Genomic DNA, 23,704 nt, shown 5'->3' with positions numbered 1-23,704 from the left:
TGGTACTGCTTCCCACTGCCGCGAACTGAACTGTCGGCGGCAAGCATTAAGCAACCTCCCAGATTCCTGGAGGTTAAAAACCAGCTTGATTCGATCGGCCCGAACGGACGCGATCTACTTCACCTTGGCGGCGGCCTTCGCCTGTTTCTTGAATTCCCGCACCTGCGTGAGTGATTCGGCGTCGGTGACGTCGGCGACCGAACGGCGGGAACCGTCCTCGCCGTACGCGCCGGCCGCCTCGCGCCAGCTGGCAACGGCGAGCCCGCGCTGTTTGCCCAGGAGCGCCAGGAAGATTCGCGCCTTCTGCGCGCCGAAACCCGGCAACTTCTCGAGCCGCTTCAGGACTTCCTTGCCGTCCGGATCACCGTCGGTCCACAGGGCCGCGGTATTGCCGTCGTAGTTCTGGACAATGTATCGGGCCAACTCCTGCACGCGCCGGCCCATGGACCGCCCATAGCGGTGGATGGCCGGCGGGGTGGCGGCCAGCTCCTCGAATTCCTCGGGATCGGCGTCGGCGATCTTGTGAATATCGAACCCGCCCATCCGGTCGGCGAGTTTCCTCGGGCCGCGGAATGCGTGCTCCATGGGAAACTGCTGATCGAGCATCATTCCGACCAACAGGGCGAAATCATCGGTCGAAAGCAGCTCGTCGGCATCGGATTCCTGCGCAATACACAGCGTGCGGCTCACCATGCATCGATCATCCCATTCATCCCGCGTTGCGGTGACGCGGGTCACGCCGAGCCCTTCGAAGGGTTAGGCTCGGCCCATGCCCGACACCATGGCTAATGCTTCAGTGCGAACCGCGGCGCACCCTGCCGCTGGGTCCGGACTGCGACCGGACCGTTTCGACCGCGATGGACAAGACCAGCTCGTCGACGTTCACGATCTACAGGCAACGCTGCCGGGCATCCGGCGCCTGCGCGCCTGGGCGCACGACGCCCTGGCCACCCAGCCCGGCGAGAGCGCCCTCGACATCGGATCCGGCAGCGGCTCGGAGGTGCTGACCCTCGCCGATCTGGTCGGACCCACCGGCATCGCGCTCGGGGTGGAACCCGACCCGAACCTGCTGACCGCCGCCGAACGCCGCGCCGCCCAGGCCGGATCCACCGCCAAATTCGTCAGCGGTGACGCCTACGGCCTGCCCGTCGGCAGCGAGAGCTTCGATGTGGCGCTGTGCGAGCGCGTCTTCCAGCACCTCACCGCGCCCGCCCGCGCGGCCGGGGAGATCGCCCGGGTGCTGCGGCCCGGCGGGCGTGTGGTGGTCATGGACTCCGATTGGGGTACGGCCATCGTGCATCCCGGCGACCGGCATGTGGTGCACGAGGTTATCGAGACCATGATCGCGGGCACCACCAACCCGTTCGCGGGCCGCCGCCTGGCCGGGCAGCTGACCAAGGCGGGCCTCGTCGTCGACGATATCGGCTCGCACGCGCTGATCCAGGACGGCGGAATCGGCGCGGGCGCGCTGGTCGCCCGTGTCGCCGATCGGGCGGTCGCGCGCGGCTCCATCAGCGAGCGCCAGCGCGACCAACTGCTCGCCGACCTGGAGGCCGGCGCGGCCAGCGGCGACATCCACCTGTCGGTGACCATCTTCGCGGTGCTGGCGCACAAACCGCATCGAAGCGAATGACCGAGAACAAGTGACGTGGGCTCGCACTTTGTGCGAGCCCACATCCTTTTGGCGACAACCGATTTCGTACCGTGCCGGTAACCGGCCGGGAGCGTCGGCACTCGGTGGCGCTCCAGACCGCCGGCACGGGTTGCCGATGCCAACGGCTCCCGGCCGCCCGTTGATTACGCGGTGTGGCCGAGGAGCTTCTCGGACGCGGCCAGCAGCACACAGGTGGCCAGGCCGTCCATCGCCTTCTCCAGCTCGCCCTCGGATGGGAAGCTGGGCGCGATGCGAATGTTCTTGTCCTCCGGGTCCTTTCCGTACGGATAGGACGACCCGGCGGGAGTCAGCGCGATGCCCGCGGCCTTGGCCAGCGCCACCACCCGGCTCGCGGTGCCCTCCAGCACATCCAGGCTGATGAAGTAGCCGCCCTTGGGCTCGGTCCAGGACGCCACCTTCGACGCGCCCAGCCGATCCTCCAGGATCCGCAGCACCAGTTTGAATTTCGGCTCCAGGATGGCGCGATGCTTCTGCATGTGCGCCCGCACACCGTCGGCATCCTTGAAAAAGCGCAGATGCCGCAGCTGGTTCACCTTGTCCGGGCCGATGGTCTTCTTGCCCAGGTGCTTCAGGTACCACTCCACATTGGCGGTGGACGAGCCGAAGAAGCTCACGCCCGCGCCCGCGAAGGTGATCTTCGAGGTGGAGGCCAGCACGAACGGACGGTTCGGGTGCCCGGCCGCCTCGGCCATGCCCAGCACGTCCAGCACCGGCTCGGCGCTGTCGGTGAGCGGGTGCACGGCGTAGGCGTTGTCCCAGAACAGGCGGAAGTCCGGCGCGGCCGTCGGCATCGAAACTAGTTCGCGGGTAACGGTTTCGGAGAAGGTGATGCCGGTGGGGTTCGAGTAGTTCGGCACCGCCCACAGACCCTTGATGCTGGGGTCCGAGGCCGCCAGCTCCGCGATCAGGTGGGTGTCCGGCCCGTCGCCCCTCATCGGGATCGGGATCATCTCGAAGCCGAGCGACTCGGTGATGGCGAAGTGCCGGTCGTAACCCGGCACCGGGCACAGGAACTTGAGCGCCGGCTCGTCCGCCCAGCGCCGCACCGAATCCGCGGTGCCGTGCAGCATGGCGAACACCAGCAGATCGTGCATGATCTCCAGGCTGGCGTTGTTGCCGGCGAGCAGGTTCGACACCGGGATGCCGAGCAGCTCACCGAAGATGGCGCGCAGCTCCGGCAGGCCGTGCAGGCCACCGTAATTGCGCACGTCGGTGCCGTTGGCGTCGCGGTAGTCGGCGGTGCCCGGCAGCTCGAGGAGTTCCTGCGAGAGATCCAGCTGCTCGGGCGAGGGCTTACCCCTCGTAATGTCCAGCGTCAGCTTCTCGGTCTTGAGCTTCGCGTAGTTCGCGGTCTGCGTCTCGTGTTCCGTCACGAGTTCCGCATGGCTCATCAAACCGAATTGCGTCTGCCGAGGCATCTGACAGCCTTTCCAAGGGCGTGGGGTGATTGTCCAGGGTTGCGCGCGGCGCGAACCCAACCGCCCACGTTACTAGGAGCCGCGCCCGATTCGGCAGCGATATATGGACTTCCGTCGGCCACACGACCTGGGCCGGAAAAGAAAGGGGACCCAGCGCACCCGGCAGAGCCCGTTGACCCTTGCTGCCTTCCGGCCCTGGGGGAGTTCACAGGATGCGCGCCGCGCTGGATCCGTCGGCCAGTGTAGCCGCTCACCGCGCCCCGTGCCGCGCCGGGTCGATACGATGCCTGCGATACGCGGGATGCTCCGCGAAATTCCGGAGGGGAAAGACGACATGACGAGTTCCGATCCAGGACCCGGCGGGCCGCACGACCCGGCGAAATCCCAGGAGACCGCGCAATGGTGGGCCACCCCGCCCACCGGAACCGATGCCGGCCAACCGGTTCAGGGCGCGGACCCGACCATGCTCAACTACAACGCCGGCGCCATGCCGTACACCCCGCCCGCCCAGGCGCTTCCGAGCGGCCAGCCCTCCGGCGGCTACCCGCAGCAGCCGATGTCGGGCGGCTACCCGCAGCAGCCGATCTCCGGGGGCTACCCGCAGCAGCCTCTGTCCGGCGGCTACCCGCAACCGCAGTACACCCCGCCGCCCCCGACCCCGCCGCTCGTACCCGGCTACGGCTACCCGGCGCAGCCGCCGCGCCCGGGCGGCAATAAGACCGGCTGGATCGTCGGCGGTGTCATCGGCCTGGTGGTGATCGTCGGCATCGTCATCGGCGCGGTCGCCCTCTCCGGCGGCGACAGCCCCTCGCCGCTCGGCGGCGACAAGAAGAAGAACGCCGGCAAGTACACGATGGACGGTGTCACCAACGGCTGCACCGTGATCGACACCACGGTGCTCAACAAGTGGGTCGCCACCTCCAAGGGCACCCCCGAGCACTCCGAGACCAAGCCCACCGATTACTCGGGCGGCCGCTTCGAATGCCGTGCCGGCAACGAAGAGGCCAGCAAGACCGACAAATACACCACCAACACGGCCGACCTCACCCTCGACGTGTCCTTCCTGAGCGGCTCCTCGACCGCCTACAACCGGCCCGACTACGACATGTGGAAGACGACCGACACGGGCACCACCGGCAGCGGCCGGACCGCGGGCGACGTGAACGGCATCGGCGAGGCGGGCTACTGGTCGGCGAAGGTCGACGACTGGACCTACTGGACCACCACCGACTACACGGTCGCGGTCAAAGACGACAACGCCTCGGTCAAGATCAACATCCGCCTGCGCATGGCCAAGGGCCAGGACGTCAGCAAGGACGAGATCGCTCAGGTGTGCAAGGACCAGGCCCGGAAGGCCCTCGACAATGTGAAGAAGAAATAGCCGCCGACCACGGCATTTGCTTCCACCAGGGGTGCACCCGGTATATTGCTCGGCGGAGGATTCGCCTAGTGGCCTATGGCGCTCGCCTGGAACGCGGGTTGGGTTAACAGCCCTCAGGGGTTCAAATCCCCTATCCTCCGCCAGGGTATGCCCTGGTCGAATCTGGTTTTCGCCAGATCCGACCAGGGCTGATCCATATCAGCGGTCCACACTCGGGACATCTGAGAGGATGCCGGCGGGCTCCACGGAACCCCAACCCGGGAGCGCCCGCCAGATGTCTTCGCTTCGCATGCGGATCAGCACGGGCGGACAGCCCTGCTGTCAACCCCGATTCCGCCCCAACGGCGAAGTGACCCCTGAGGCGTTCGAGGACCGGGTCGTCGAGGTCCGCCGGCAAGAAATCCTCGACGTCATCGGGCCGGACGAATACCTGAGGGGCCGGTCGGCGAGAAGGGGCGGCGGGACGCCGTCACGTTCAGTCGTGGGCGAGGCCTACATCACCAATCCGACAAGCCGGCCGATGTGCGACCCCGTGTCCGGTAGAGCGAGAATCCGAGTTACGTCGAAATCGTTCACTGTGCGGACTTGTGGTCTGGTTGCGCTGAGCCGCGTTGCTCGGCGATCCGGCGGCGGATCTCGGTCCACGACAGGGGCAACTCGTCCACCGGCGCGTTGAAGAACACGAAGGTCGCGTCCCGCATGACCTTTCGCTTGCGCTCGACAGTCGACTTATGCGGCTCGGAGCGCGCGTAGGCGTAAATGGCCGCCTTATCCTCCCAAGCCGAGTAGGTCCAGAATGTGCCCTTCAGCATCTCTGCCTTCAAGGCCACACCCAGCGCTCCCGGCGAGCGGCGGGCCTGCCACCACAGGGCCAGTGAAGCGATCAGGAAGCCGGGTGCGCTCAGCAGCGAGTCGACCTCGAGGCGCGAGGCCATACATTGGACCTCGGGCCTGGTGGGCGTGCCGACTGTCATCCACGGAAGCGTGGGCATGGGCCGCTCTTTCGATCAGTGAGGACGACGACGGACCGCCGACCGACTTCATCATCTTCTACAGTGGGATATGGCTTTGTCAACGGCTCAGTCGGCGGCGTCGGTGTCGCGTAATGCGCTGGCGACCTGGTCGAGCGCGGACTCCAGCAGGACCGCGTAATGGTCGATATCGGGGATCACGGCGGGGTCCGCGTGGATCGAGAGGGTGAGTTTGTCGCCGAGGCCGTGGACGCCATGGGTCAGGTGCATGACCGTGCCCAGGGCGGGGAAGCCCGCGGTGAATCGGACGGCACCGCCGCCGAACTCGAGGTCGGCGGGACCGCGGTCGACGCTGGAGACGACGGTGTGACCCGAAATTCGTTCGGGGAGAACATCGATGGGGGCGTGCGTCACGTCACGGTGGAGCAGCGGGGCGGGGAGGACGGCGGCCACCGAGTCCTGCGCGTCCTGGAGCGGATGCGCGGCGCGGGTGCGGCGCGCGGCGAGGTCGGCGGCGACGCGGTCGGCGCGGGTGCGTGGCAGCGGTTCGGCGACGGCCAGATCCACCGACAGGTCGCGGTATCCGTTGCGGGCGCCGACGGCGGTGGCGATCGCCATGGGGACCTGGGCGCGGAGGTCGGCGACCGCCGCGCCGCGCTCCCGGAGATAGCGCTCCAACGCGATCGAAACAGCGGTGAGCGCCACAACTGTCACCGAGTGATCCGGGGCCCGCAGCCGATTCTTGTCGCACACCAGCATTCGGACGATATGCGCGGCCGGGGGTGCGCCAGTGCCGTTCAGGATGGTCGGTTCGGTATCGGGGGCGGGCGGCGGCAGCTCCCCGGCGGCTGTGAGCTCGGCCAGCCGCCGCCCGGCCCGGGCGGCGGCTAGACCACGAAAGATGGTGCGCACCATATTGATCGGCATGACCGGCAAGGCGATGGTCGCGGCGAGCGCGCTCATCGCGACGTCACCGGCGCGACGCGGCAGACGCCCGTCCAAGAGCGATCGGGATCGCGCTCGGTCGGCCGGCACGGGAAACTCGCCGTCGCCGAAGAGCGCTCGCGCGATGGCGGCGGCGCGACGACCGTCGGCCAGTGCGTGGGATAGCTGGAGCACCGCTACGACCGCGGGCTCACCGGTAGCGAATCCCGGGGCATCCCGGACGTTTCGGAACACGTGTAGCCGCCAGGGGCGGTCGTTCGCGTTGAGGCCCATGCCGAGCAGGTCGCCCACGGCGGCCGTGACATTCGCCCAGGTGGCGTCCGCGCGGTGATGATCGACGAACTGATCGTTCGCGAATTCGCAAGTCGCCCAAATCGGATACGCAATGTTTGCAGGAGTATCCAGCACATGTATCAGCAAATCCGGAATACGCACCACCCGGTTCGCGACGGCGGCCCGCAGTTCCCCGGCATCGCGACCCGCGTCGGCGAAGCAGTAGAGCAGGAACAGGTCGTTGCGCGTGCGCGCGGACAGCCAATACATGGTGGCGTCCCGGGCGGCCAGGCATGTCACCCGATGACCATAACGAAACCCGTACGGTGCACTCGCTCCCCGCCCAACGGTGCGCGGCCGAGCGCGGGGAGGTGGAGCGCTCGATTCAGGACTGCGCTCGAAAGACCTCCGCCTCGGATCGGGGGCAGGAACGGTTCCGTAGACCTGCGCCGCGGCGGAAAGGTCAGAGCGAAGCCCCCGAGTCTCCGGGACTCGGGGGCTTCCGGTTCTGTTTTCCCGGTGAGGCAGCGGTCAGGCCCGCTTGAACTCTCCATCGGAGACGCCCGCTACGAAGGCATCCCACTCGCCGGGGGTGAAGGCCAGGATCGGCCCATGGCCGTGATCCTTGCTGTCGCGGACCGCGACATTGCCGTCGCCGAGAAATGCGACCTCCACGCAGTTGCCGTTGGGGCCGCTGTGTTTGCTCTTGCGCCAAACGGCGCCTGTGTAATCCACCTTCACGGTACTAGCTCCTTTGCTGCGTCAAGCGTGAGATCTTGCCGGCATCGATCTTGATAACCTCGGGATCCATCGAGATTCATGAATCCCTGGTGCGCCACGGGTCGCACGCAAACGCTCCGTCCGACCTCTTCTCCGCACTTCACGATGGGAATGCACCCCCGGTGGCCGTTCCCGCGCTAGACCCTAGCAGGGTTTGTCATAGGGAGATCGCATTCTTTCATTTTCAATCAGCAAATTTCCCGCAAGGTTAGCCAGCTAATTATTTGCACGGAAATAGCCGCAATTTGAGGCTTTTCAATTTCAGAAGTCCGAATTCCGTTGTCCAGCCATTCGCGGACCCGCGGGCAAACTTCGCGCGCCCGGACCACCCCGCCATGAGGAATCATGAAGGGCATGCCCGAGCAGACACAGGACGACACCGGAAGAGACCGCGACGATAACGGCCGCGCCCGGAATGCCCGACCTCGTGACCGTTTTGGGCGACCACTCCCCTTCGGCGCCGCCGGCATCCCCCGCATACCCGATGATCTCGACCTGCCGCCCGCCGAGACCCTCGACTACGCCCAACGCCTGCTCGACGACGGCCTGGCCTTCAACGCTCATGAGGTGCTCGAGGCCGCCTGGAAGAACGGTCCGTTCGCCGAAAAGTCGCTGTGGCAGGGTCTCGCGCAATTTGCCGTTGGACTTACCCACATTCAGCGCGGAAATCAGAAGGGGGCGCAGACTCTCCTCGAACGCGCGGCGCGCCGGCTCGCCGACTACGGACCCGCCCCCTACGATATCGACTCCCCCGGCCTGCTGGCCTGCGCACACACCCTGCTCACCGCGCTCGAGCAGGGAAAAGCCATATCCGACAACGATCTTCGGCCCCGACTCACAATCCCGCACTGAATTCGCAATCCGGCTGTCCACTCGCACTCACTGTGTGTGGCCGCAAGACGGCGCAGGACCAACGGCACTGCGAAGCATGCGAACTACCATCGGGAAACGTGCCCACCGACCCCGCCGCAGCAACGACCGGCCATATTGCTCGAACCGCCTACGGCCGGTTCGCGCCGAGCCCGTCCGGGGACCTGCACCTGGGAAACCTGCGCACCGGACTGCTGGCCTGGTTGTTCGCCCGCTCCACCGGACGCGGCTTCCTCATGCGGGTCGAAGATCTGGACCGGGTGAAAAAAGGTGCGGCCGAACGGCAGCTGGCGGATCTCGCGGCCATCGGGCTGGACTGGGATCCGCCGGTGGTGTGGCAGTCGCAGCGGCTCGCGCTCTACGACGCCGCCATCGAGAGCCTGACCGCCGCGGGCCGCACCTACGAATGTTTCTGCACGCGCAGGGAAATCCAGCTGGCGGCCACCGCACCGCACGGTCCCATGGGCGCGTACCCCGGAACCTGCCGCGACCTCACCGAACGGGCGAAACAGCAGCGGCGCGACGAGGGCCGACCCGCCGCGCTGCGGCTGCGCGCCGAGGTCACCGAATTCACCGTCACCGATCGGCTGTTCGGCGAATACCGCGGCGCGGTGGACGATCTGGTGCTGCGCCGCGGCGACGGCACCCCCGCCTACAACCTCGCGGCCGTGGTCGACGACGCCGACCAGGGCATCGACCAGGTGGTACGCGGCGACGACCTGCTGCCCTCCACTCCGCGCCAGGCGTATCTGGCGACCCTGCTCGACCTGCCCGTGCCCGAATACGCCCATGTCCCCTTGGTGTTGAACACCGCAGGCCAGCGGCTCGCGAAACGCGACGGCGCGGTCACCCTGCGGGATCGGATGGCGCTGGGCGAATCCGCGCAACAGGTGCTCGGCGTGCTCGCGGCGTCATTGGGTTACACCGGCGCAACCACGCCGTCCGCTCTACTGGAACAATTCCGGCCGGAGCACCTGCCGCGCGAGCCGTGGACACTCGACCCCAACGGGTTGTTGCAACCCAGCTCATATCCGTAACGTACGCACTCGACCAGATCCCGAACGAATTCGACGAGGACGGCGAAACAATGACGAGCGGTGGGTACGACCCCAACCAGTATCCGCAGGGCGGCCAGCCGTACGGGCAGCCACAGCAGCCGTACGGGCAGCCGCAGCAGCCGTACGGTCAGCAACAGCCCTACGGACAGTCCGACCCCTATGGCCAGCAGCCGCAGCAGCCGTACGGCCAGCAGCCCTACGGGCAGCAGTCCGATCCGTACGGGCAGCAGCCCCAGTTCGGTCAGTCGGACGCCTACGGCCAGCAGCAGCCCTACGGCCAGCAGCCGTACCAGCCCTACCCGGGCGGCGGCCAGCCCGGTTTCGGCGCAGGCGGTTTCGGTGGCGCGCAGCCGGGTGACCTGTGGATCCGGTTCGCCGCCCGCATCATCGACGGCCTGATCATCGGCATCCCCGGCGGCATCATCGAGGCGCTACTGCCCAACAAGGTCGCGTGGGTGTGGAGCATCCTGGTGCCGGTCATCCTGTTCGGCTACTTCATCCTGATGGAGACCCAGCAGAACGGCCAGACGCTCGGCAAGAAGATCCTGGGCCTGCGCGTGGTCGGACCCGGCGGTGGCCCGATCGACCCGGCCACCTCGGCCAAGCGCAACCTGTTCGTCATCGTCCAGCTGATCCCGTGCCTGGGCTGGCTGATCGGTGTCGGTATGGCGATCTACATCGCCATCACCATCGAGCAGGACCCGAACAAGCAGGGCTGGCACGACAAGTTCGCCGGCGGCACCCAGGTGCTGAAGGGCTGACGCCCGCCACGCGGCAACGAAAATGGGGCGCATCCTCACGGATGCGCCCCATTTTCGTTGCCTTACAGCTATTTCAGCTGTAAGACGTGCTCCAGTCCCCGGCGATGATGAGAATCAGAAGCAGCCCGATCCCGATGACGGTACCGATCCCACCCACCCAGATGCCGCCCAGCGCCAAGCCGCGGCCCTGCTGCTGATTGTTCTGGAGCCGGCTCAGCGAGACGATGCCGAGCACCAGACCGACGATCGACACCACAGGGATGAACAGGCAGAAGAACAGGCTCGGCAGGCCGATGATCGACACCACCAGCGAGGCGATGGCCAGCGAGTTGGTCTGCTGCACCGGCAGGCTGTAGCCATAGGGCTGATAGCCCGGATACCCGTAACCCTGGGGCTGCTGCTGCCCGGCGGGCGGGTAGGTGGGCATCGGATTCGCCTGCGGCGGAGGATAATTCGGATATACCGGCTGCGGTGGCGGAGTCAGCGTGGGACTCTGGTACTGGGGATCGGACGTGTAGCCCGCCGGGGGCGGGATCATCTGCTGCGGCGCCGCGGGGGGCGGGGTTTCGGGCGCCACGCCCTCACCGCCATACTGCTTCCACCACTCGTCGGAATCGCCGGGATTTGTCATTGGCTCAGCCTAGGACACCCACTCGCCCGTGGGTATCGGTCCAGGCAGGGATACTTTCCGCGTGAGTGATACGAAAACGGTCGAAACCGGCCGATCTGGACACCCCACGCCCGAGCACGCGGCATTCGCGGACGCGGCGGGGGGATATTTCACACCGGTGGCGGTGGCCTTCACGGCCACCCTGCTCATCTCGAACGTCTGTGTCGCCAAGGGCGTCCAGTTCTTGGCCGGACACGACGTGCGCCTCGGCCCGCTGACGATCCTACCGATCACCATGGACGGCGCGTTCTTCCTGTTCCCGCTCGCCTACGTCATCGGCGACATTCTCAGCGAGGTCTACGGGTTCCGCGCCACCCGCCGCATCGTCTACTACGGGTTCGCCGCGCTGCTGCTCATGATCGCCTGCTTCCAGGTGGTCATCAAGCTGCCCACGGGCAACCTCGAGCAGGACGGTTCGGCCTTCGGGGATGTGCTCGGCCATACCCCGCAGCTGGCCCTCGCCGGTATAGCCGGCTACTTCGTGGGCCAGTTCCTGAACTCGATCACCCTGGTGCTCATCAAGGAACGCACCAAGGAGAAGCATCTGTGGGCCCGACTGCTCGGCTCCACCGTCGCCGGCGAATTCGGCGACACCTTCGTGTTCTGCTCCATCGCGGCCACCGCCATCGGCATCCACACCTGGGGTGACTACCTCAACTACCTGATCGTGGGCTTCACCTGGAAGACCCTGGTCGAGATGATGGTGCTGCCGATCAGCTACCGGTGCATCGCCTTCCTGAAGAAGCACGAGCCTTCGTACCGGCCGCGTGAGCGCTCCGCCATCTACGAGTAGGGCACGGCCAATTCTCCGGGCTCTCAGGGGTAGCCCCTGAACCGTCGAGGGCCACAGCCTGCGACATCGCGGCGCGGTCGTGTCGAATTCCCTTACAGCCCAGGGGCTTTGATGCGGCCGCGCCAGCGGCCCAGGAACTCGGTGCGGTACTCGTCGAAGTAGCCGCCGTCGATGCTCTCGCGTACGCGATCCACCAGGCGCACGGTGAAGCGCTCGTTGTGGATGGTGCACAACGTCGCCGCCAGCATTTCCTTCGCCTTGAACAGGTGATGGATGTAGGCGCGGGTGTAGTTGACGCAGGTATAGCAGTCGCAGGTCTCGTCGATGGGCGTGAAATCCCGCTTGAACCGAGCCGTATTGATATTGAATCGCCCCTCGTCGGTGTACAGCGCCGCGTTGCGGGCCACGCGTGAGGGATTCACGCAGTCGAAGGTGTCGGCGCCGTTCTCCACCGCCGTGAAGATGTCCTCCGGCTCACTGATGCCGAGCAGGTGCCGCGGCTTGCCCTCGGGCAACTCGTCACAGCACCAGCCGACAATGGTGCCGAGATTGCGCTTCTCCAGCGCGCCGCCGATGCCGTACCCGTCGAATCCGGTGCCGGCCCCGCCGCGCAGGTTCTCCAGATCGCGACATGCCTTGCGGCGCAGGTCCTCGTACTGCGCGCCCTGGATGACGCCGAACAGCGCCTGATACGGCCGATGCGGGCGGGCGGCGGTGAGCCGCTCGTGCTCGTCCAGGCAGCGCTCGGCCCACAGCCGCGTGCGCTCGAGCGATTCCTCCTGGTAGCCACGGGTATTCATGAGCGTGGTGAGCTCGTCGAAGGCCATCATGACGTCCGCGCCCAGCTGATGCTGGATACCCATGGACACCTCGGGGGTGAACCGGTGCGTGGAGCCGTCCAGGTGCGAGCGGAAGGTGACGCCGTCGTCGTCGACGTGCGCCAGTCGCTGCTTGCCCTCGGCGATCACATCATCGCTCCGCACGCCGACGGCCTCCATGGCCAGTACCTTCTTGAAACCCACGCCCAGCGACATGACCTGGAAGCCGCCGGAGTCGGTGAAGGTCGGGCCGTGCCAGTTCATGAAGGCGGCCACGCCCCCGGCCTCGTCCACGATGTCGGGACCGGGCTGTAGATAGAGGTGATAGGCGTTCGCGAGCAATGCCTGCGAGCCCATCTCCTTCATGGTCTCCGGCAGCACCGCCTTGACCGTCGCCTTCGTTCCGACCGGGATGAACGCCGGCGTGGCGATATCGCCGTGCGGAGTGCTGATGATGCCCGTCCGACCGTGCCGCCCCTCGAGGCGGGTACCGACCTTGAACGAGAACTCGGAAGCAGCGGACACCGAGCCATCTTCTCACTCCGCGAAAAGTGGCCCGGCCCGCACCATCGGGTGCGGGCCGGGCCGGATTCGGCAGGCGATGGACCGGACCCCGGAAACGGGCCGGGCCGGCGCGAGCGGCGGGTCAGCTCTTGCTGAGCACTACCGCGTCCGGTTCCAGATCGTCCGCATGGTCGGCCTCGCCGTCGGTGATGGCCGCGGCGAACTGTGCGTTGTAGAGCCGGGAGTACGCGCCCTGGTCGGCCAGCAGCCGCTCGTGCGTGCCCTGCTCGACGATCGTGCCCTTCTCCATCACCACAATGGTGTCGGCATCGCGGATCGTCGAAAGCCGGTGCGCGATCACGAAACTCGTGCGGTCCCGGCGCAGCGCCGCCATGGCGTGCTGCACCAGCAGCTCGGTGCGGGTGTCGACCGAGCTGGTGGCCTCGTCCAGGATGAGAATGGACGGCTTGGCCAGGAACGCGCGGGCAATGGTGATGAGCTGCTTCTCACCGGCGCTGACGCCGCAGCCCTCCTCGTCGATGACGGTGTCGTAGCCGTGCGGCAGCGCGTGCACGAACCGGTCCACGTAGGCGGCACGGGCGGCCTCGAGGATCTCCTCCTCGGAGGCGGTGGGATTGCCGTAGGCGATGTTCTCCCGGATGGTGCCGCCGAACAGCCAGGTGTCCTGCAGCACCATGCCCATACGCGAGCGCAGATGGTCGCGGGTGATGCGGGTGATGTCGACGTCGTCGATGGTGATGGCGCCGGAATCCACCTCGTAGAACCGCATGAGCAAGTTGACGAGGGTGGTCTTGCCCGCACCGGTCGGCCCGACGATGGCCACCACGTGCCCGGGTTCGGCCACCAGCGACAGGTTCTCGATGACCGGGACGTCCGGCTCGTAGCGGAAGGACACGTCCTCGAACGCCACCCGGCCACGATCCACCGGCCGCGGATCCTCCGGGTCCGGATCCGCCGACTGCTCATCGGCATCCAGGATCTCGAAGATGCGTTCCGCCGAGGCCACACCCGACTGCAACATGTTCATCATCGAGCCGATCTGGGTCAGCGGCTGGGTGAACCCGCGGGAGTACTGGATGAAGGCCTGCACCTCACCCAGCGACAGATTGCCCGACGCCACCCGCAGGCCGCCGACCACGGCGATGAGCACGTAGTTCAGGTTCCCCAGGAACATGATGGCGGGCATGATCAGCCCGGAGATGAACTGCGACTTGAACGAGGAGTTGTACAGCTGCTCGTTGGTCTCGTCGAACTTCTCGCCGACCTCGCGTACCCGGCCGAAGGCGCTGACCACCTCGTGGCCGGTGAAGGCCTCTTCGACCTGCGCGTTGACCGCGCCGGTGTACTTCCACTGATCCACGAAGTACGGCTTGGAACGCTTGGCGATCTGCGCGGTGACGACGACCGCCAGCGGCACGGTGAGCAGCGCGATCAGGGCCAGCAGCCATGAGATCCAGAACATCATGATCAGGATGCCGATCACCGACAGCACATTGATGATCAGCTGGGACATGGTCTGCTGCAGCGTCTGCGCCACATTGTCGACGTCATTGGTGACGCGGGAGAGCACATCGCCGCGCGGCATGGAGTCGAAGTAACGCAGCGGCAGGCGGTGGATCTTCTCCTCGATCTGCGCGCGCAGCCGCTTGACGGTCCGGTTGATCACGATGATCAGCAGCTGCGCCTGCAGCCAGCCGAATACCGAGGAGCCGATGTAGAGGGCGAGCACCCAGGCCAGCACATGGCCCACCGCGGTGAAATCGATTCCCGTACCGGGAATCACGTTCATACTGGCCAGCATGTCGGCGAAGGTGGTGTTGCCGCTCTGGCGCAACCCCTCGACCAGTTCGTCCTTGCTCTGTCCCGCGGGCAGCTGCTTGCCGACCACACCGTCGAAGATGAGGTTGGTGGCCTTGCCGAGGATCTGCGGGCCCAGCGTATTGAGCACCACCGACGCGACGGCCAGCAGGAAGACGACAACCAGATAGAACCGGTCGGGCGCGAGCATGCGCAGGACGCGCTTCAGCGAAGGGCCGAAGGACTTCGCTTTGGCATCCGGCGCACCGGGATTGACGGCTCCGGGCCTCATCGCACCTCCACCTGTGCCATGCGGGAGATCCCGCACCCCGTCTGCGCGGTGAGCGCTTCGCGATGGTGTCTCACCGCGCCTCCTCGACGCTGAACTGCGATTCCACGATCTCGCGGTACTCGGGGCAGTCCTGCAGTAGTTGGTCGTGGGTGCCGATGCCGGCCATCGCGCCGTCCTCGAGCACCACTATCTGATCGGCGTCCCGAATGGTCGAGATCCGTTGCGCCACAATAATGACCGACGCGTTCGCGGTCTCCGGCCTCAAGGCCTCCCGCACCCGCATGTCGGTGGCGACGTCGAGGGCGGAGAAGCAGTCGTCGAACAGGTAGACGCGCGGCTTGCGCACCAGCGCGCGGGCAATGGCCAGCCGCTGGCGCTGGCCGCCGGAAACGGTCGTACCGCCCTGTGCCACAGGCGTTTCCAGGCCCTGCGGCATCTCGCGCACGAAATCGGCGGCCTGCGCGATCTCGAGCGCGTGCCAGAGCTCCTCGTCGGTGGCGTCCGGTTTGCCGTAGCGCAAGTTGGAGGCCACGGTGCCCGAGAACAGGTACGCCTTCTGCGGCACGAGGCCGATCTCCGAGCGCAAGGTCTCCAGTCGCAGGTGCCGGACGTCGGTCCCGCCCACGTACACCGCGCCGTCGGTGACATCGATGAGCCGCGGGATCAGGTTGATCAGCGTGGTCTTTCCCGCACCGGTGGCGCCCACGATGGCGGTGGTGGTGCCCGGCCTGGCCTCGAAGCGGATGGCCCGCAGCACCGGCTTCTCGGCGCCCGGGAACTTGAACTCCGCGAAGGCCAGATCCACCGTGCCCGGATCGCTCTTGAACGGCTGCGGCAGTCGCGGCTCCGACACCGACGATTCGGTGTCGAGCACGCCGCTGATGCGCTCGGCCGATACCGCGGCGCGCGGGGCCATCATGGCCAGGAAGGATGCCATCATGACCGCCATGAGGATCTGCATGATGTAGGCCAGCATCGCGGTGAGCGAGCCGATCTGCATGTCCCCGTTGTCGATGGCGTGGCCGCCGAACCAGATGACGCCGACCGTGGTCACGTTCGAGATGAGCATGACCGTCGGGAACATGAGGGCCATGTACTTGCCGACATAGAGCGACTGCTCGGTCAACTCGGTATTGGCGACACCGAAGCGCCAGGTCTCCTGCCGCTCCCGCACGAAGGCCCGCACCACGCGAATGCCGGTGATCTGCTCGCGCAGCACGCGGTTCACCGCGTCGATGCGCTCCTGCATGCGCCGGAAGCCCGGCACCATGCGGCTGATGATGAGGGCCATGGACAGGCCCAGCGCCGGCACCGCGATCAGCAGCAGCCACGACAGCTGCAGGTTCTCGCGCAGCGCCATGAAGATACCGCCGATGCACATGATCGGCGCCATCACCAGGATGGTGGTGCTCATCAGCACGAGCAGCTGAACCTGGCCGACGTCATTGGTATTGCGGGTGATCAGCGAGGGCGCGCCGAACACGCCGACCTCCCGCGCCGAGAAGGTGCCCACCCGGTGCAGCAGGGCCGCGCGCATATCGCGGCCCGCGCCCATGGCCGCTTGCGCGCCCAGGTAGACCGAGACGGCCTGGGCCAGGATCTGGATGCCCGTGACCAGCAGCATCCATCCGCCGGTGGACCAGATGTAGTCGATATCGCCCTTGGTGACGCCGTTGTCGATGATGTCGGCGTTCAGCGTGGGCAGGTACAGCATGGCGATGACCGAGATCAGCTGGAGCACGACGACCCCCGCCAACTGAGTGCGGTACGGCCACAGGAAGGTGCGTAGAAGTCGGATCAACATGATGGTGGCAGGCTACCGCCATAATCCCGCGCTCGCCGAGGCGTTCTACCGCACGGTCGGGAAGGTTAGAAATCAGGCTGATCCAGATCGCGCCACTCGACGGCGGCGGGTCCGCCGGGCGCGGCCGGGACCGGTCCGCTCGGGCGGGGACGCCGCGTCCAAGCGTCCGGATCGCGCAGCAGCTCGTCCAGGAAGGACGGCAGCAGATCGTGCGCGATGTCGGCGACGCTGACCCGCTCCAGCACCGAGCGGATGTTCACACGCAGTCCGATCCACACGCGCTGCAGCGGTTCGGCCGCACCCGGGTAGCCGACATCCTCGGGCCGCTGCCCGCGCACCGAGGCCAGCGGGCCCTCCACGGCGCGAATCACATCCGCGATGCTGATCGCGGCGGCCGGGCGGGCCAGACGGTAGCCCCCGTCGGGGCCGCGGCGGCTGATCACCAATCCGCCCTTACGCAGATCCGCCACCACCGATTCCAGCACCTTCGGCGGAATGTTCTGGGCGGCCACAATGGCGTCGGCCTTCACCGAATCCGGTTGCGCCTTCGCGATTTCCACAAGGGTGCGCACCGCGTAATCGACCTTCGCGGTGATGTGCACGAGAACTCCTGATCCAGATCGGCGGTGAAAAAACACTATCGTTTCGGATTCAGCACGCTGAGTGCGGCATTCAGCAGCGCCTGCTCGATGTGATCGGTATCGGTGTGGGGCACGATCTCCTGCGACATCATGGCGGTGCTGAGCACCTGCATGGCCGCGGCGGCGCGCAGCAGGGTGTCATCGTCGGCATCGGGCCCGGCCATCCACCGGCACATGCGGTGGTGCAATTCGATCATGTCGGGATAGCGATTGCCGAGCGCGTTGACGATGGCGACGGTGTCTCGCATGCACAGCGCGCCTACCTGCCGGTTGGACAGCATCGAGCGCAAACGCTGACGAATCACCTCGCGCACATTCTCGGGGGTGTGCGCGATGTCATCCAGACCCTCGACCTGAGTGCGCACCTCATCGAACATCGGCTCGATGATCGCTACCAGAAGATCGACCTTCGAGGCATAGTGATAGTAAAGCGAGGCTTTTGTGATTCCTACCGCATCAGCGACCTCGCGCAGGCTGCTGTGATCGAACCCTTTGGTCGAGAACAGCTGGAGAGCGGCGTCCCGGATCATGTCCTTGGTGCTTCTACCTGCGATAACTGTTCCGGACACGGCTTGGCCACCCATGCTCTCATCCTCTCACCCGCGCTCGGATTGCGATCAACGCCACCTAGAGTCGAGGTTGTTCCTCCGCTTTGCCGCTCGGTAGTCTACCTACCGCACGGTAGGCAGATTCAGTTTCGTGGAGGCGGGGAGCCGTAGCGCTCCCGGCGGCAGTGCTGTCTACGCGCTCGCACACCAGCACCCCTGTTTCGCCCGCACAAACCATCGCCCAGGAGAACCCCTGTGTCCGTATACCTCTATCGGTGGGGAAAGTTCGCCTTCCGCCGGAAATGGATCGTCATCACGGCGTGGCTCGCCGCGCTGCTCGTCATCGGCGGCCTCGGCGGTTCGCTCGCCAAGCCGTTCCAGGACTCCTTCACCATGCCGAACCTGCCTTCGGAGCGGGCGACGGAGATCCTGGACCAGCATTTCCCCGGCATGTCCAAAGAGTTCGATCCCAATGCCGTCAGCGGCACGTATGTGATCGCCGCGCCGCAGGGTCAGAAGCTGACCGATCCCGCGAACGCGGCCGCGCTACAGCAGTTCCTGACCAAGCTCGGCGACCTGTCCATCGTGGACAAGGCCGCGCCGCCGGTGAATCCGATCGACCTCACCAAGAAGATCGGTGAGCAGGCCGGCATCGACTGCCTGAACGGAGACCGCTCCAACCCGAACTTCGCGGCGATCTGCTCCAGCGCGCCGCTGAACGTCCTGAACAAGGACAACCCGGGTTCGGTGGCGACGGTCAAGACCAAGTTCACGATCGCGAAGTTCTCCGACATCAAGCAGGCCGACCGCGACGCCGCCTACCAGGTCGGCGACGAGGCTCGCGCGGCCGGGCTGCAGGTCGAGGTCACCGGTTCCATCGCCCAGGATCCGGGCGGCTCCAACGGCTCCTCCGAGCTCATCGGCATCGCGGTGGCGCTGGTGGTCATGGTGATCGCGTTCGGTGCGATCGTGGCGGCCTTCGTGCCGATTCTCACCGCGCTGGTCGGCGTGGGCACCGCCATCTCCATCATCATGTTCGGCACCCACTTCCTGACCGTGCCGACCTTCACCCCGATCCTGGCCTCCATGATCGGCTTGGCGCTGTCCATCGACTACGCCATGTTCATCGTCTCCCGCTACAAACATGAACTGGCCGTGTCGAATTCGCCGGAGGAGGCCGCGGGCACCGCGGTCGGCACCGCGGGTTCGGCCGTTATCTTCGCGGGCCTGACCGTCATCATCGCGCTCGCGGGCCTGAGCTTCGTAGGCGTCAGCTTCCTCACCTACATGGGCATCTTCGGCGCGGTCTCCGCGGCCATGGCGGTGCTGGTGGCCGTCACCCTGATGCCGGCGCTCATGGGCGCGTTCGGCCGCTTCCTGTTCAAGCCGAAGCTGCCGCTGGTCGCCAAGCACGATCCCGAGGACGAGAACTCGGTCACCAACGGCATGCGCTTCGCCCGCCTCATCGGCAAGGCGCCCGCGCTGACGCTGGGCATCTCGGTGGTGCTGCTGGGTCTGCTGGCCGCGCCCGCGGTGAATCTGCAGCTGGGTCTGCCCGGCGGCGACTCCATGCCCACGCACACCACCGTCCGCAAGGCGTACGACCTACAGACCGCGGGCTTCGGCGAGGGCGCGAACGGCACCCTGCTGGTAGCGGTCGACCTCAGCAAGACCCCGGCGGACCAGCGCACCGAGGCCCTCGACGCGCTGCGCTCCAAGCTGGCCGCCTACCCCGGCATGGACTACCTGACCTTCGCTCAGCAGAGTCAGGACAAGCAGGCCGCCATGTTCATGGGCGTGCCCAAGTCCGGGCCGAACAACCAGGAGACCAAGGACCTGGTCAAGAACGCCCGCAATGCCGAGTCCGAATTCAAGGACCGGTACGGCATGGAGTACGGCATCACCGGCACCACCGCCATCTACGCGGATGTCTCGCAGGCCCTGCTGGACAAGATCATTCCGTACCTGGCGATCGTGGCCGGCGCGGCCTTCATCCTGCTGCTGCTGGTGTTCCGCTCCATTCTGGTGCCGCTGACCGCCGCGTTGGGCTTCCTGCTCTCCATGGCGGCCACCTTCGGCGCGACCGTGCTGATCTTCCAGGAGGGCCACTTCGGCCTGGTCGAGGCGCATCCGCTGGTGAGCTTCCTGCCGATCATGCTGATCGGTCTGGTCTTCGGTCTCGCCATGGACTACCAGGTCTTCCTGGTCACGCGCATGCGTGAGGAGTATGTGCACGGCAAGTCCGCCAAGCACGCCATGATCAGCGGCTACCACCACGGCGCCCGCGTCGTGACCTCCGCCGCCATCATCATGATCTCCGTGTTCAGCGCCTTCATGCTGGACGACAACGTGGTGGCCAAGTCCATGGGCTTCGCCATGGCGGCGGGCGTCTTCTTCGACGCCTTCATCGTCCGCATGGTTCTGATCCCGTCCCTGCTGGCCCTGCTCGGCCCGTGGGCCTGGTGGATCCCGAAGTGGCTGGACCGCGTCCTCCCCGACATCGACGTGGAAGGCACCAAGCTCGCCGAGCTGAAGCAGGCCTCCGCGCCGGTCGAGGACAAGCAGCCCGCCACGGTCGGCTGACGCCCTCTATTACGCCCGGCCCCCACCCGATTCCAGGTGGGGGCCGAGTGCTTTTGTCCCGCAGTACGTTTCAGCGTTTTCCGGGGACCCGGTTCCCCCAGTCGCCGGCCAGCCCTTCGGACGCCGTTCGGGGCGCGGATACCGGGTAGGGGTTGTGCGCCGGTGACCGGACTGGCTGTGCGGGTACGACATCGGTTCCTCCCAACGGTCGGCGCGCGCGGAAAGTTCTGCACCGTAAGCAATCCTGACCGCGACCCTTGACCAAATTCTCGTTCGGAATAAGCAGGAATGATATAGTCGAGTTCGACCAATCGAGTTCGACTATAGGAGTCGGCATGCCGCCGAGGCCGCTGTTCAGACCACCGACCCTGGCCGTGCTGGGCCTGCTGGCGGAAAGTCCCCGACACCCGTACGAGATGCGCGCCCTGCTGCGCGAGCGCGGACTCGACCGCACCCTCGGGCTCAAGCACGCGACGCTGTACGACCTGGTGCCCCGGCTGACGGCGGCCGGACTGGTCGAGCAGGACGACCCGGCGCGCGCCGGCAACCGTCCGGAGCGCACGGTCTACCGCATCACCCGGGACGGGATCACCGCGCTGAAGACCTGGCTGCGGGAGCTGCTCAGCGATCCCGCGCACGACCCGCCCGCCTTCGCCGCGGCGCTGTCGTTCATGTTCGCGCTGCCCAGAAGCGAAGTGGCGGAACTGGTCTCGCGCCGGGCCGAACGCATCGACGCCACCATCGAGGAGGTCGAGGCCGGGCTGGTGGCCGCGCCGGACGTCGCGCCGGTCTTCCTCGTCGATCACACCTACGCCCAGGCACTGCGCCGCGCCGAGCGCGATTGGCTGCTCGCCTTCGCGACCGACCTCCGCCAGGGCACGTTGACCTGGCCGCTCGCCGACGAGGAGTACCCCGATGACCGTTCATGACATCAACCGGCTGCTGGCTCGCACCATCAATGTATGCCCGAACCTCGGGTCACCACTGGAGTCCGGTTACACCATCGATCTGACCGCACACGAATTCGACCTCTGCCGGCAGGCGGGGTTCTCGGCGGTCCGGCTGGGCGTGTACTGGGCGGCGCACTGCGGCGGCGCGCCCGACTTCCGGATCGCGCCACACATTGTGGATCGCGTCCACACCTATCTGGACTTGGCGACCGAGCGCGGCCTGGCGGTGGTGCTCACCAATTTCCTCGACCCGGACTTGATCGCGGCCCCGGCGCAGCACCTGCCCCGCCTGCTGCGCATCACCGACCAGATCGCGACCGCCTTCGCCGACCGCCCGCTTTCGGTGGTGCTGGAGCCGTTCACCGAACCGCGCGACGCCCTCGACCCACTGTGGAACGACACCCTGCGAGAACTACTGGCCGTGATCCGCGCGACCGATGCCGAACGCGCCGTCGTCTTCGGCCCCGGCGCCTACAACAACATCCGCATGCTGCCGCGGCTGTCGCTGCCCGACGACGCCAACCTGATCCTCACCGTCCATCAGTACTGGCCGATCATCTTCACCATGCAGGGCGAGGAATGGCTGGGCGCCGACACCCCGTTCGGCGATCCGCGCTCGTGGCTCGGCGCCACCTGGACCGGAACCGACCAGCAGCGCGGCGAATTGGCCGCGGGCTACGCCAGCCTGGCCGCCTGGGCCGCGACCGACCACCGCCCGGTCTTCGTCGGCGAGTTCGGCACCAGCACCAATGCCGACACCGCGAGCCGGGCCCGGTGGACCGAGTTCAACCGGCGCCAGGCCGAGGAGCACGGATTCTCCTGGGGCTGCTGGTCTTTCGCTCCCACCTTCGCCCTCTACGACCTCGAGTCCCAGAGCTGGAATCGGCCACTGCTGCGCGCATTGATGGACTGATTCGGAGCGTTTCCCGATCCAAAAAAGTAGCCCCCGATCTGCTTTCGCAGATCAGGGGCTTTGGCGGTGGCGGAGGGATTTGAACCCTCGGAGGGGGGTTACCCCTCACACGCTTTCGAGGCGTGCTCCTTAGGCCGCTCGGACACGCCACCGCTGGTGACTTTACCCGAGGACCCCGGTGATTCCGAAATCGCCTGGAGAGAGGGCTAGGGGCGGTGGGTGTCGAAGAAATCGGCGAGGAGAGCGGCGCATTCGGGTTCGAGGACGCCGGCTCGGACTTCGGGGCGGTGATTGAGACGTCGGTCACGGACTACGTCCCAGAGCGAGCCGACCGCGCCGGTCTTGGGTTCCCAGGCGCCGAAGACCAGGCGGCCGATGCGGGAGAGGACGAGGGCGCCCGCGCACATGGTGCACGGTTCGAGGGTGACGGCCAGGGTTGCGCCTTCGAGGCGCCAGCCGTCGCCCATGACCTGGGCGGCCGCGCGCAGGGCCAGCACTTCGGCGTGCGCGGTCGGATCGCCCAGGGCCTCACGGGCGTTGGCGGCCCGGGCCAGCTCCCGGCCCTCGGCGTCGAAGACGACCGCGCCGACGGGGACGTCGCGCGGGTCGGCGGCGGCTGCCGCGGCGAGGGCGACCCGCATCATCGCCTCATCCGAGGCGAGCGAGCCGATCAACGCGGGAGCTTGTCCAGGACCGCGGAGAACTCGGTGGCGAAGCCGAGGCGCTGGGCGATCATGCCGAGCTGCTCATCCGGGTAGAGGTCGGTCTCAGCGAGGATGACCGCCAGCACCGGTTCGGGCAGGCCGAGATCGGTGAGGACGGCCAGGTCGCCCTCCTCCCACGGCTCGACGTCGTCGAGTTCGTCCGGGTCGATGTCGGGAATCTCGATATTGAGTTCCTCCAGCACATCGGCCGCGATGTCGTAGTCGATGGCGGCCGTGGCGTCCGACAGTAGGATGCGGCTGCCGGTGGGGCCCGGGCGCAGGATGATGAAGAATTCGTCGTCGACGTCGAGCAGGCCGAACACCGCGCCGGAACTTCGCAGCGCACGCAACTCGTGTTCGGCCGCGGTCAGACTGGACAGCGACGCCTCGCTCAATGGCGTCACCTTCCAGTTCGCTTCCTCGCGGACAACCGCCACTGCGAACCCATCCACGTCGTCGTACTCGTCCGACGCCGCCCTGTTCGTGCTCGAGCGCTGTGCTGCCATGGCCGCAACGGTAGTCCGCTTCGGGGGA

At 66.7% G+C, this 23,704-nt stretch carries 22 protein-coding genes, 2 tRNA genes and 1 other RNA gene; 10 read left to right on the top strand and 15 right to left on the bottom strand.

Annotated elements, in window-relative coordinates:
* Positions 1-114 precede the first annotated feature (114 nt).
* Entirely contained in the window at positions 115-693 is a 579-nt protein-coding gene (locus tag GLP40_RS04960) for an HhH-GPD-type base excision DNA repair protein (RefSeq protein ID WP_154786606.1), read from the bottom strand.
* A gap of 76 nt (positions 694-769) precedes the next feature.
* Here GLP40_RS04960 and GLP40_RS04955 point away from each other — a divergent pair, with 76 nt between their 5' ends.
* Complete coding sequence (locus tag GLP40_RS04955) at positions 770-1,633, top strand: methyltransferase domain-containing protein (protein WP_230329240.1); 864 nt, start codon at positions 770-772, stop codon at positions 1,631-1,633.
* Positions 1,634-1,797: 164 nt separating this feature from the next.
* On the opposite strand, the gene GLP40_RS04950 is transcribed toward GLP40_RS04955, so the two are convergent.
* Both GLP40_RS04950 and ffs read right to left on the bottom strand, forming a co-directional pair.
* The gene (locus tag GLP40_RS04950) at positions 1,798-3,093 is read right to left on the bottom strand and encodes a PLP-dependent aminotransferase family protein (RefSeq protein WP_154786605.1); all 1,296 of its coding nucleotides are present in this window, start codon (positions 3,091-3,093) and stop codon (positions 1,798-1,800) included.
* Positions 3,094-3,233: 140 nt separating this feature from the next.
* Positions 3,234-3,328: signal recognition particle sRNA small type (gene ffs / locus GLP40_RS04945), an RNA gene on the bottom strand.
* A gap of 99 nt (positions 3,329-3,427) precedes the next feature.
* On the opposite strand from ffs, the gene GLP40_RS04940 reads away from it, so the two are divergent.
* Entirely contained in the window at positions 3,428-4,474 is a 1,047-nt protein-coding gene (locus GLP40_RS04940) for a hypothetical protein (protein ID WP_154786604.1), read from the top strand.
* A 54-nt stretch (positions 4,475-4,528) separates the two neighbouring features.
* A tRNA-Ser gene (locus GLP40_RS04935) sits at positions 4,529-4,617 on the top strand.
* 429 nt (positions 4,618-5,046) lie between these two features.
* On the opposite strand, the gene GLP40_RS04930 is transcribed toward GLP40_RS04935, so the two are convergent.
* The 3 genes from GLP40_RS04930 to GLP40_RS04920 form a co-directional block, all read right to left on the bottom strand.
* Positions 5,047-5,466 (bottom strand): DUF3291 domain-containing protein, encoded by a 420-nt coding sequence (locus tag GLP40_RS04930; RefSeq protein WP_154786603.1) that lies wholly within the window; start codon positions 5,464-5,466, stop codon positions 5,047-5,049.
* An 87-nt stretch (positions 5,467-5,553) separates the two neighbouring features.
* Positions 5,554-6,963: a wax ester/triacylglycerol synthase domain-containing protein gene (locus GLP40_RS04925; RefSeq protein ID WP_154786602.1), complete on the bottom strand. Its 1,410-nt coding sequence runs from the start codon at positions 6,961-6,963 to the stop codon at positions 5,554-5,556.
* 231 nt (positions 6,964-7,194) lie between these two features.
* Entirely contained in the window at positions 7,195-7,404 is a 210-nt protein-coding gene (locus GLP40_RS04920) for a DUF397 domain-containing protein (RefSeq protein ID WP_328289701.1), read from the bottom strand.
* Positions 7,405-7,788: 384 nt separating this feature from the next.
* Between GLP40_RS04920 and GLP40_RS04915 the strand changes: the two genes are divergently transcribed.
* The 3 genes from GLP40_RS04915 to GLP40_RS04905 all read left to right on the top strand — a co-directional run bounded on the left by GLP40_RS04915 (position 7,789) and on the right by GLP40_RS04905 (position 10,132).
* Positions 7,789-8,295, top strand: a complete 507-nt coding sequence (locus GLP40_RS04915) for a DUF309 domain-containing protein (RefSeq protein ID WP_230329239.1) — start codon at positions 7,789-7,791, stop codon at positions 8,293-8,295.
* Positions 8,296-8,393: 98 nt separating this feature from the next.
* A complete protein-coding gene (gene gluQRS / locus GLP40_RS04910; protein ID WP_328289700.1) occupies positions 8,394-9,350 on the top strand; it encodes a tRNA glutamyl-Q(34) synthetase GluQRS in 957 nt (318 codons plus the stop codon).
* A 50-nt stretch (positions 9,351-9,400) separates the two neighbouring features.
* Positions 9,401-10,132 (top strand): RDD family protein, encoded by a 732-nt coding sequence (locus tag GLP40_RS04905; protein ID WP_154786601.1) that lies wholly within the window; start codon positions 9,401-9,403, stop codon positions 10,130-10,132.
* 73 nt (positions 10,133-10,205) lie between these two features.
* On the opposite strand, the gene GLP40_RS04900 is transcribed toward GLP40_RS04905, so the two are convergent.
* Positions 10,206-10,763 (bottom strand): DUF4190 domain-containing protein, encoded by a 558-nt coding sequence (locus GLP40_RS04900; RefSeq protein ID WP_154786600.1) that lies wholly within the window; start codon positions 10,761-10,763, stop codon positions 10,206-10,208.
* Between the two features lie 61 nt (positions 10,764-10,824).
* On the opposite strand from GLP40_RS04900, the gene GLP40_RS04895 reads away from it, so the two are divergent.
* On the top strand, positions 10,825-11,595 hold the full coding sequence (locus GLP40_RS04895; RefSeq protein ID WP_328289699.1) for a queuosine precursor transporter: 771 nt from the start codon (positions 10,825-10,827) through the stop codon (positions 11,593-11,595).
* Between the two features lie 92 nt (positions 11,596-11,687).
* Here GLP40_RS04895 and tgt read toward each other — a convergent pair whose 3' ends face one another.
* From tgt to GLP40_RS04870, 5 genes are all read right to left on the bottom strand, one after another.
* Positions 11,688-12,938 carry a tRNA guanosine(34) transglycosylase Tgt gene (gene tgt, locus GLP40_RS04890; protein WP_328289698.1) on the bottom strand — a complete coding sequence of 417 codons (1,251 nt, stop codon included), beginning with the start codon at positions 12,936-12,938 and terminating at the stop codon, positions 11,688-11,690.
* 121 nt (positions 12,939-13,059) lie between these two features.
* Positions 13,060-15,027 (bottom strand): ABC transporter ATP-binding protein, encoded by a 1,968-nt coding sequence (locus GLP40_RS04885; RefSeq protein WP_154786599.1) that lies wholly within the window; start codon positions 15,025-15,027, stop codon positions 13,060-13,062.
* Between the two features lie 70 nt (positions 15,028-15,097).
* Entirely contained in the window at positions 15,098-16,831 is a 1,734-nt protein-coding gene (locus GLP40_RS04880) for an ABC transporter ATP-binding protein (protein ID WP_154786598.1), read from the bottom strand.
* A 65-nt stretch (positions 16,832-16,896) separates the two neighbouring features.
* Positions 16,897-17,433, bottom strand: coding sequence for an RrF2 family transcriptional regulator (locus GLP40_RS04875; protein WP_328289697.1), 537 nt, complete (start codon positions 17,431-17,433; stop codon positions 16,897-16,899).
* Between the two features lie 35 nt (positions 17,434-17,468).
* Positions 17,469-18,002, bottom strand: coding sequence for a TetR/AcrR family transcriptional regulator (locus GLP40_RS04870; RefSeq protein ID WP_230329238.1), 534 nt, complete (start codon positions 18,000-18,002; stop codon positions 17,469-17,471).
* A 273-nt stretch (positions 18,003-18,275) separates the two neighbouring features.
* On the opposite strand from GLP40_RS04870, the gene GLP40_RS04865 reads away from it, so the two are divergent.
* From GLP40_RS04865 to GLP40_RS04855, 3 genes are all read left to right on the top strand, one after another.
* Complete coding sequence (locus tag GLP40_RS04865; protein WP_328289696.1) at positions 18,276-20,603, top strand: MMPL family transporter; 2,328 nt, start codon at positions 18,276-18,278, stop codon at positions 20,601-20,603.
* A gap of 335 nt (positions 20,604-20,938) precedes the next feature.
* Positions 20,939-21,532: a PadR family transcriptional regulator gene (locus GLP40_RS04860; RefSeq protein ID WP_154786595.1), complete on the top strand. Its 594-nt coding sequence runs from the start codon at positions 20,939-20,941 to the stop codon at positions 21,530-21,532.
* The gene (locus GLP40_RS04855; protein WP_154786594.1) at positions 21,519-22,466 is read left to right on the top strand and encodes a glycoside hydrolase family 5 protein; all 948 of its coding nucleotides are present in this window, start codon (positions 21,519-21,521) and stop codon (positions 22,464-22,466) included. The genes GLP40_RS04860 and GLP40_RS04855 overlap by 14 nt, the downstream gene beginning before the upstream one ends.
* 61 nt (positions 22,467-22,527) lie before the next feature.
* On the opposite strand, the gene GLP40_RS04850 is transcribed toward GLP40_RS04855, so the two are convergent.
* The 3 genes from GLP40_RS04850 to GLP40_RS04840 form a co-directional block, all read right to left on the bottom strand.
* Positions 22,528-22,618 (bottom strand) — tRNA-Ser (locus tag GLP40_RS04850).
* Positions 22,619-22,672: 54 nt separating this feature from the next.
* The gene (locus tag GLP40_RS04845; protein ID WP_154786849.1) at positions 22,673-23,110 is read right to left on the bottom strand and encodes a nucleoside deaminase; all 438 of its coding nucleotides are present in this window, start codon (positions 23,108-23,110) and stop codon (positions 22,673-22,675) included.
* Between the two features lie 26 nt (positions 23,111-23,136).
* On the bottom strand, positions 23,137-23,676 hold the full coding sequence (locus tag GLP40_RS04840; RefSeq protein ID WP_154786593.1) for a tRNA adenosine deaminase-associated protein: 540 nt from the start codon (positions 23,674-23,676) through the stop codon (positions 23,137-23,139).
* Between the last annotated feature and the right edge of the window lie 28 nt (positions 23,677-23,704).

This window comes from Nocardia aurantiaca, from assembly GCF_009708175.1.
GTDB classification, from domain to species: Bacteria; Actinomycetota; Actinomycetes; order Mycobacteriales; family Mycobacteriaceae; genus Nocardia; species Nocardia aurantiaca.
Note: the sequence above shows the minus strand (reverse complement) of the source record. Positions and strands in the feature narration are given on the sequence as shown.

Excerpts from the sequence above, each read along its gene's own strand:
- GLP40_RS04960 (WP_154786606.1), bottom strand. The coding sequence starts at position 693 with ATGGTGAGCCGCACGCTGTGTATTGCGCAGGAATCCGATGCCGACGAG.
- GLP40_RS04955 (WP_230329240.1), top strand. The coding sequence starts at position 770 with ATGCCCGACACCATGGCTAATGCTTCAGTGCGAACCGCGGCGCACCCT.
- GLP40_RS04950 (WP_154786605.1), bottom strand. The coding sequence starts at position 3,093 with ATGCCTCGGCAGACGCAATTCGGTTTGATGAGCCATGCGGAACTCGTG.
- GLP40_RS04940 (WP_154786604.1), top strand. The coding sequence starts at position 3,428 with ATGACGAGTTCCGATCCAGGACCCGGCGGGCCGCACGACCCGGCGAAA.
- GLP40_RS04930 (WP_154786603.1), bottom strand. The coding sequence starts at position 5,466 with ATGCCCACGCTTCCGTGGATGACAGTCGGCACGCCCACCAGGCCCGAG.
- GLP40_RS04915 (WP_230329239.1), top strand. The coding sequence starts at position 7,789 with ATGAAGGGCATGCCCGAGCAGACACAGGACGACACCGGAAGAGACCGC.
- GLP40_RS04905 (WP_154786601.1), top strand. The coding sequence starts at position 9,401 with ATGACGAGCGGTGGGTACGACCCCAACCAGTATCCGCAGGGCGGCCAG.
- GLP40_RS04900 (WP_154786600.1), bottom strand. The coding sequence starts at position 10,763 with ATGACAAATCCCGGCGATTCCGACGAGTGGTGGAAGCAGTATGGCGGT.
- GLP40_RS04885 (WP_154786599.1), bottom strand. The coding sequence starts at position 15,027 with ATGAGGCCCGGAGCCGTCAATCCCGGTGCGCCGGATGCCAAAGCGAAG.
- GLP40_RS04880 (WP_154786598.1), bottom strand. The coding sequence starts at position 16,831 with ATGTTGATCCGACTTCTACGCACCTTCCTGTGGCCGTACCGCACTCAG.
- GLP40_RS04870 (WP_230329238.1), bottom strand. The coding sequence starts at position 18,002 with ATGATCCGGGACGCCGCTCTCCAGCTGTTCTCGACCAAAGGGTTCGAT.
- GLP40_RS04860 (WP_154786595.1), top strand. The coding sequence starts at position 20,939 with ATGCCGCCGAGGCCGCTGTTCAGACCACCGACCCTGGCCGTGCTGGGC.
- GLP40_RS04855 (WP_154786594.1), top strand. The coding sequence starts at position 21,519 with ATGACCGTTCATGACATCAACCGGCTGCTGGCTCGCACCATCAATGTA.
- GLP40_RS04845 (WP_154786849.1), bottom strand. The coding sequence starts at position 23,110 with ATGATGCGGGTCGCCCTCGCCGCGGCAGCCGCCGCCGACCCGCGCGAC.
- GLP40_RS04840 (WP_154786593.1), bottom strand. The coding sequence starts at position 23,676 with ATGGCAGCACAGCGCTCGAGCACGAACAGGGCGGCGTCGGACGAGTAC.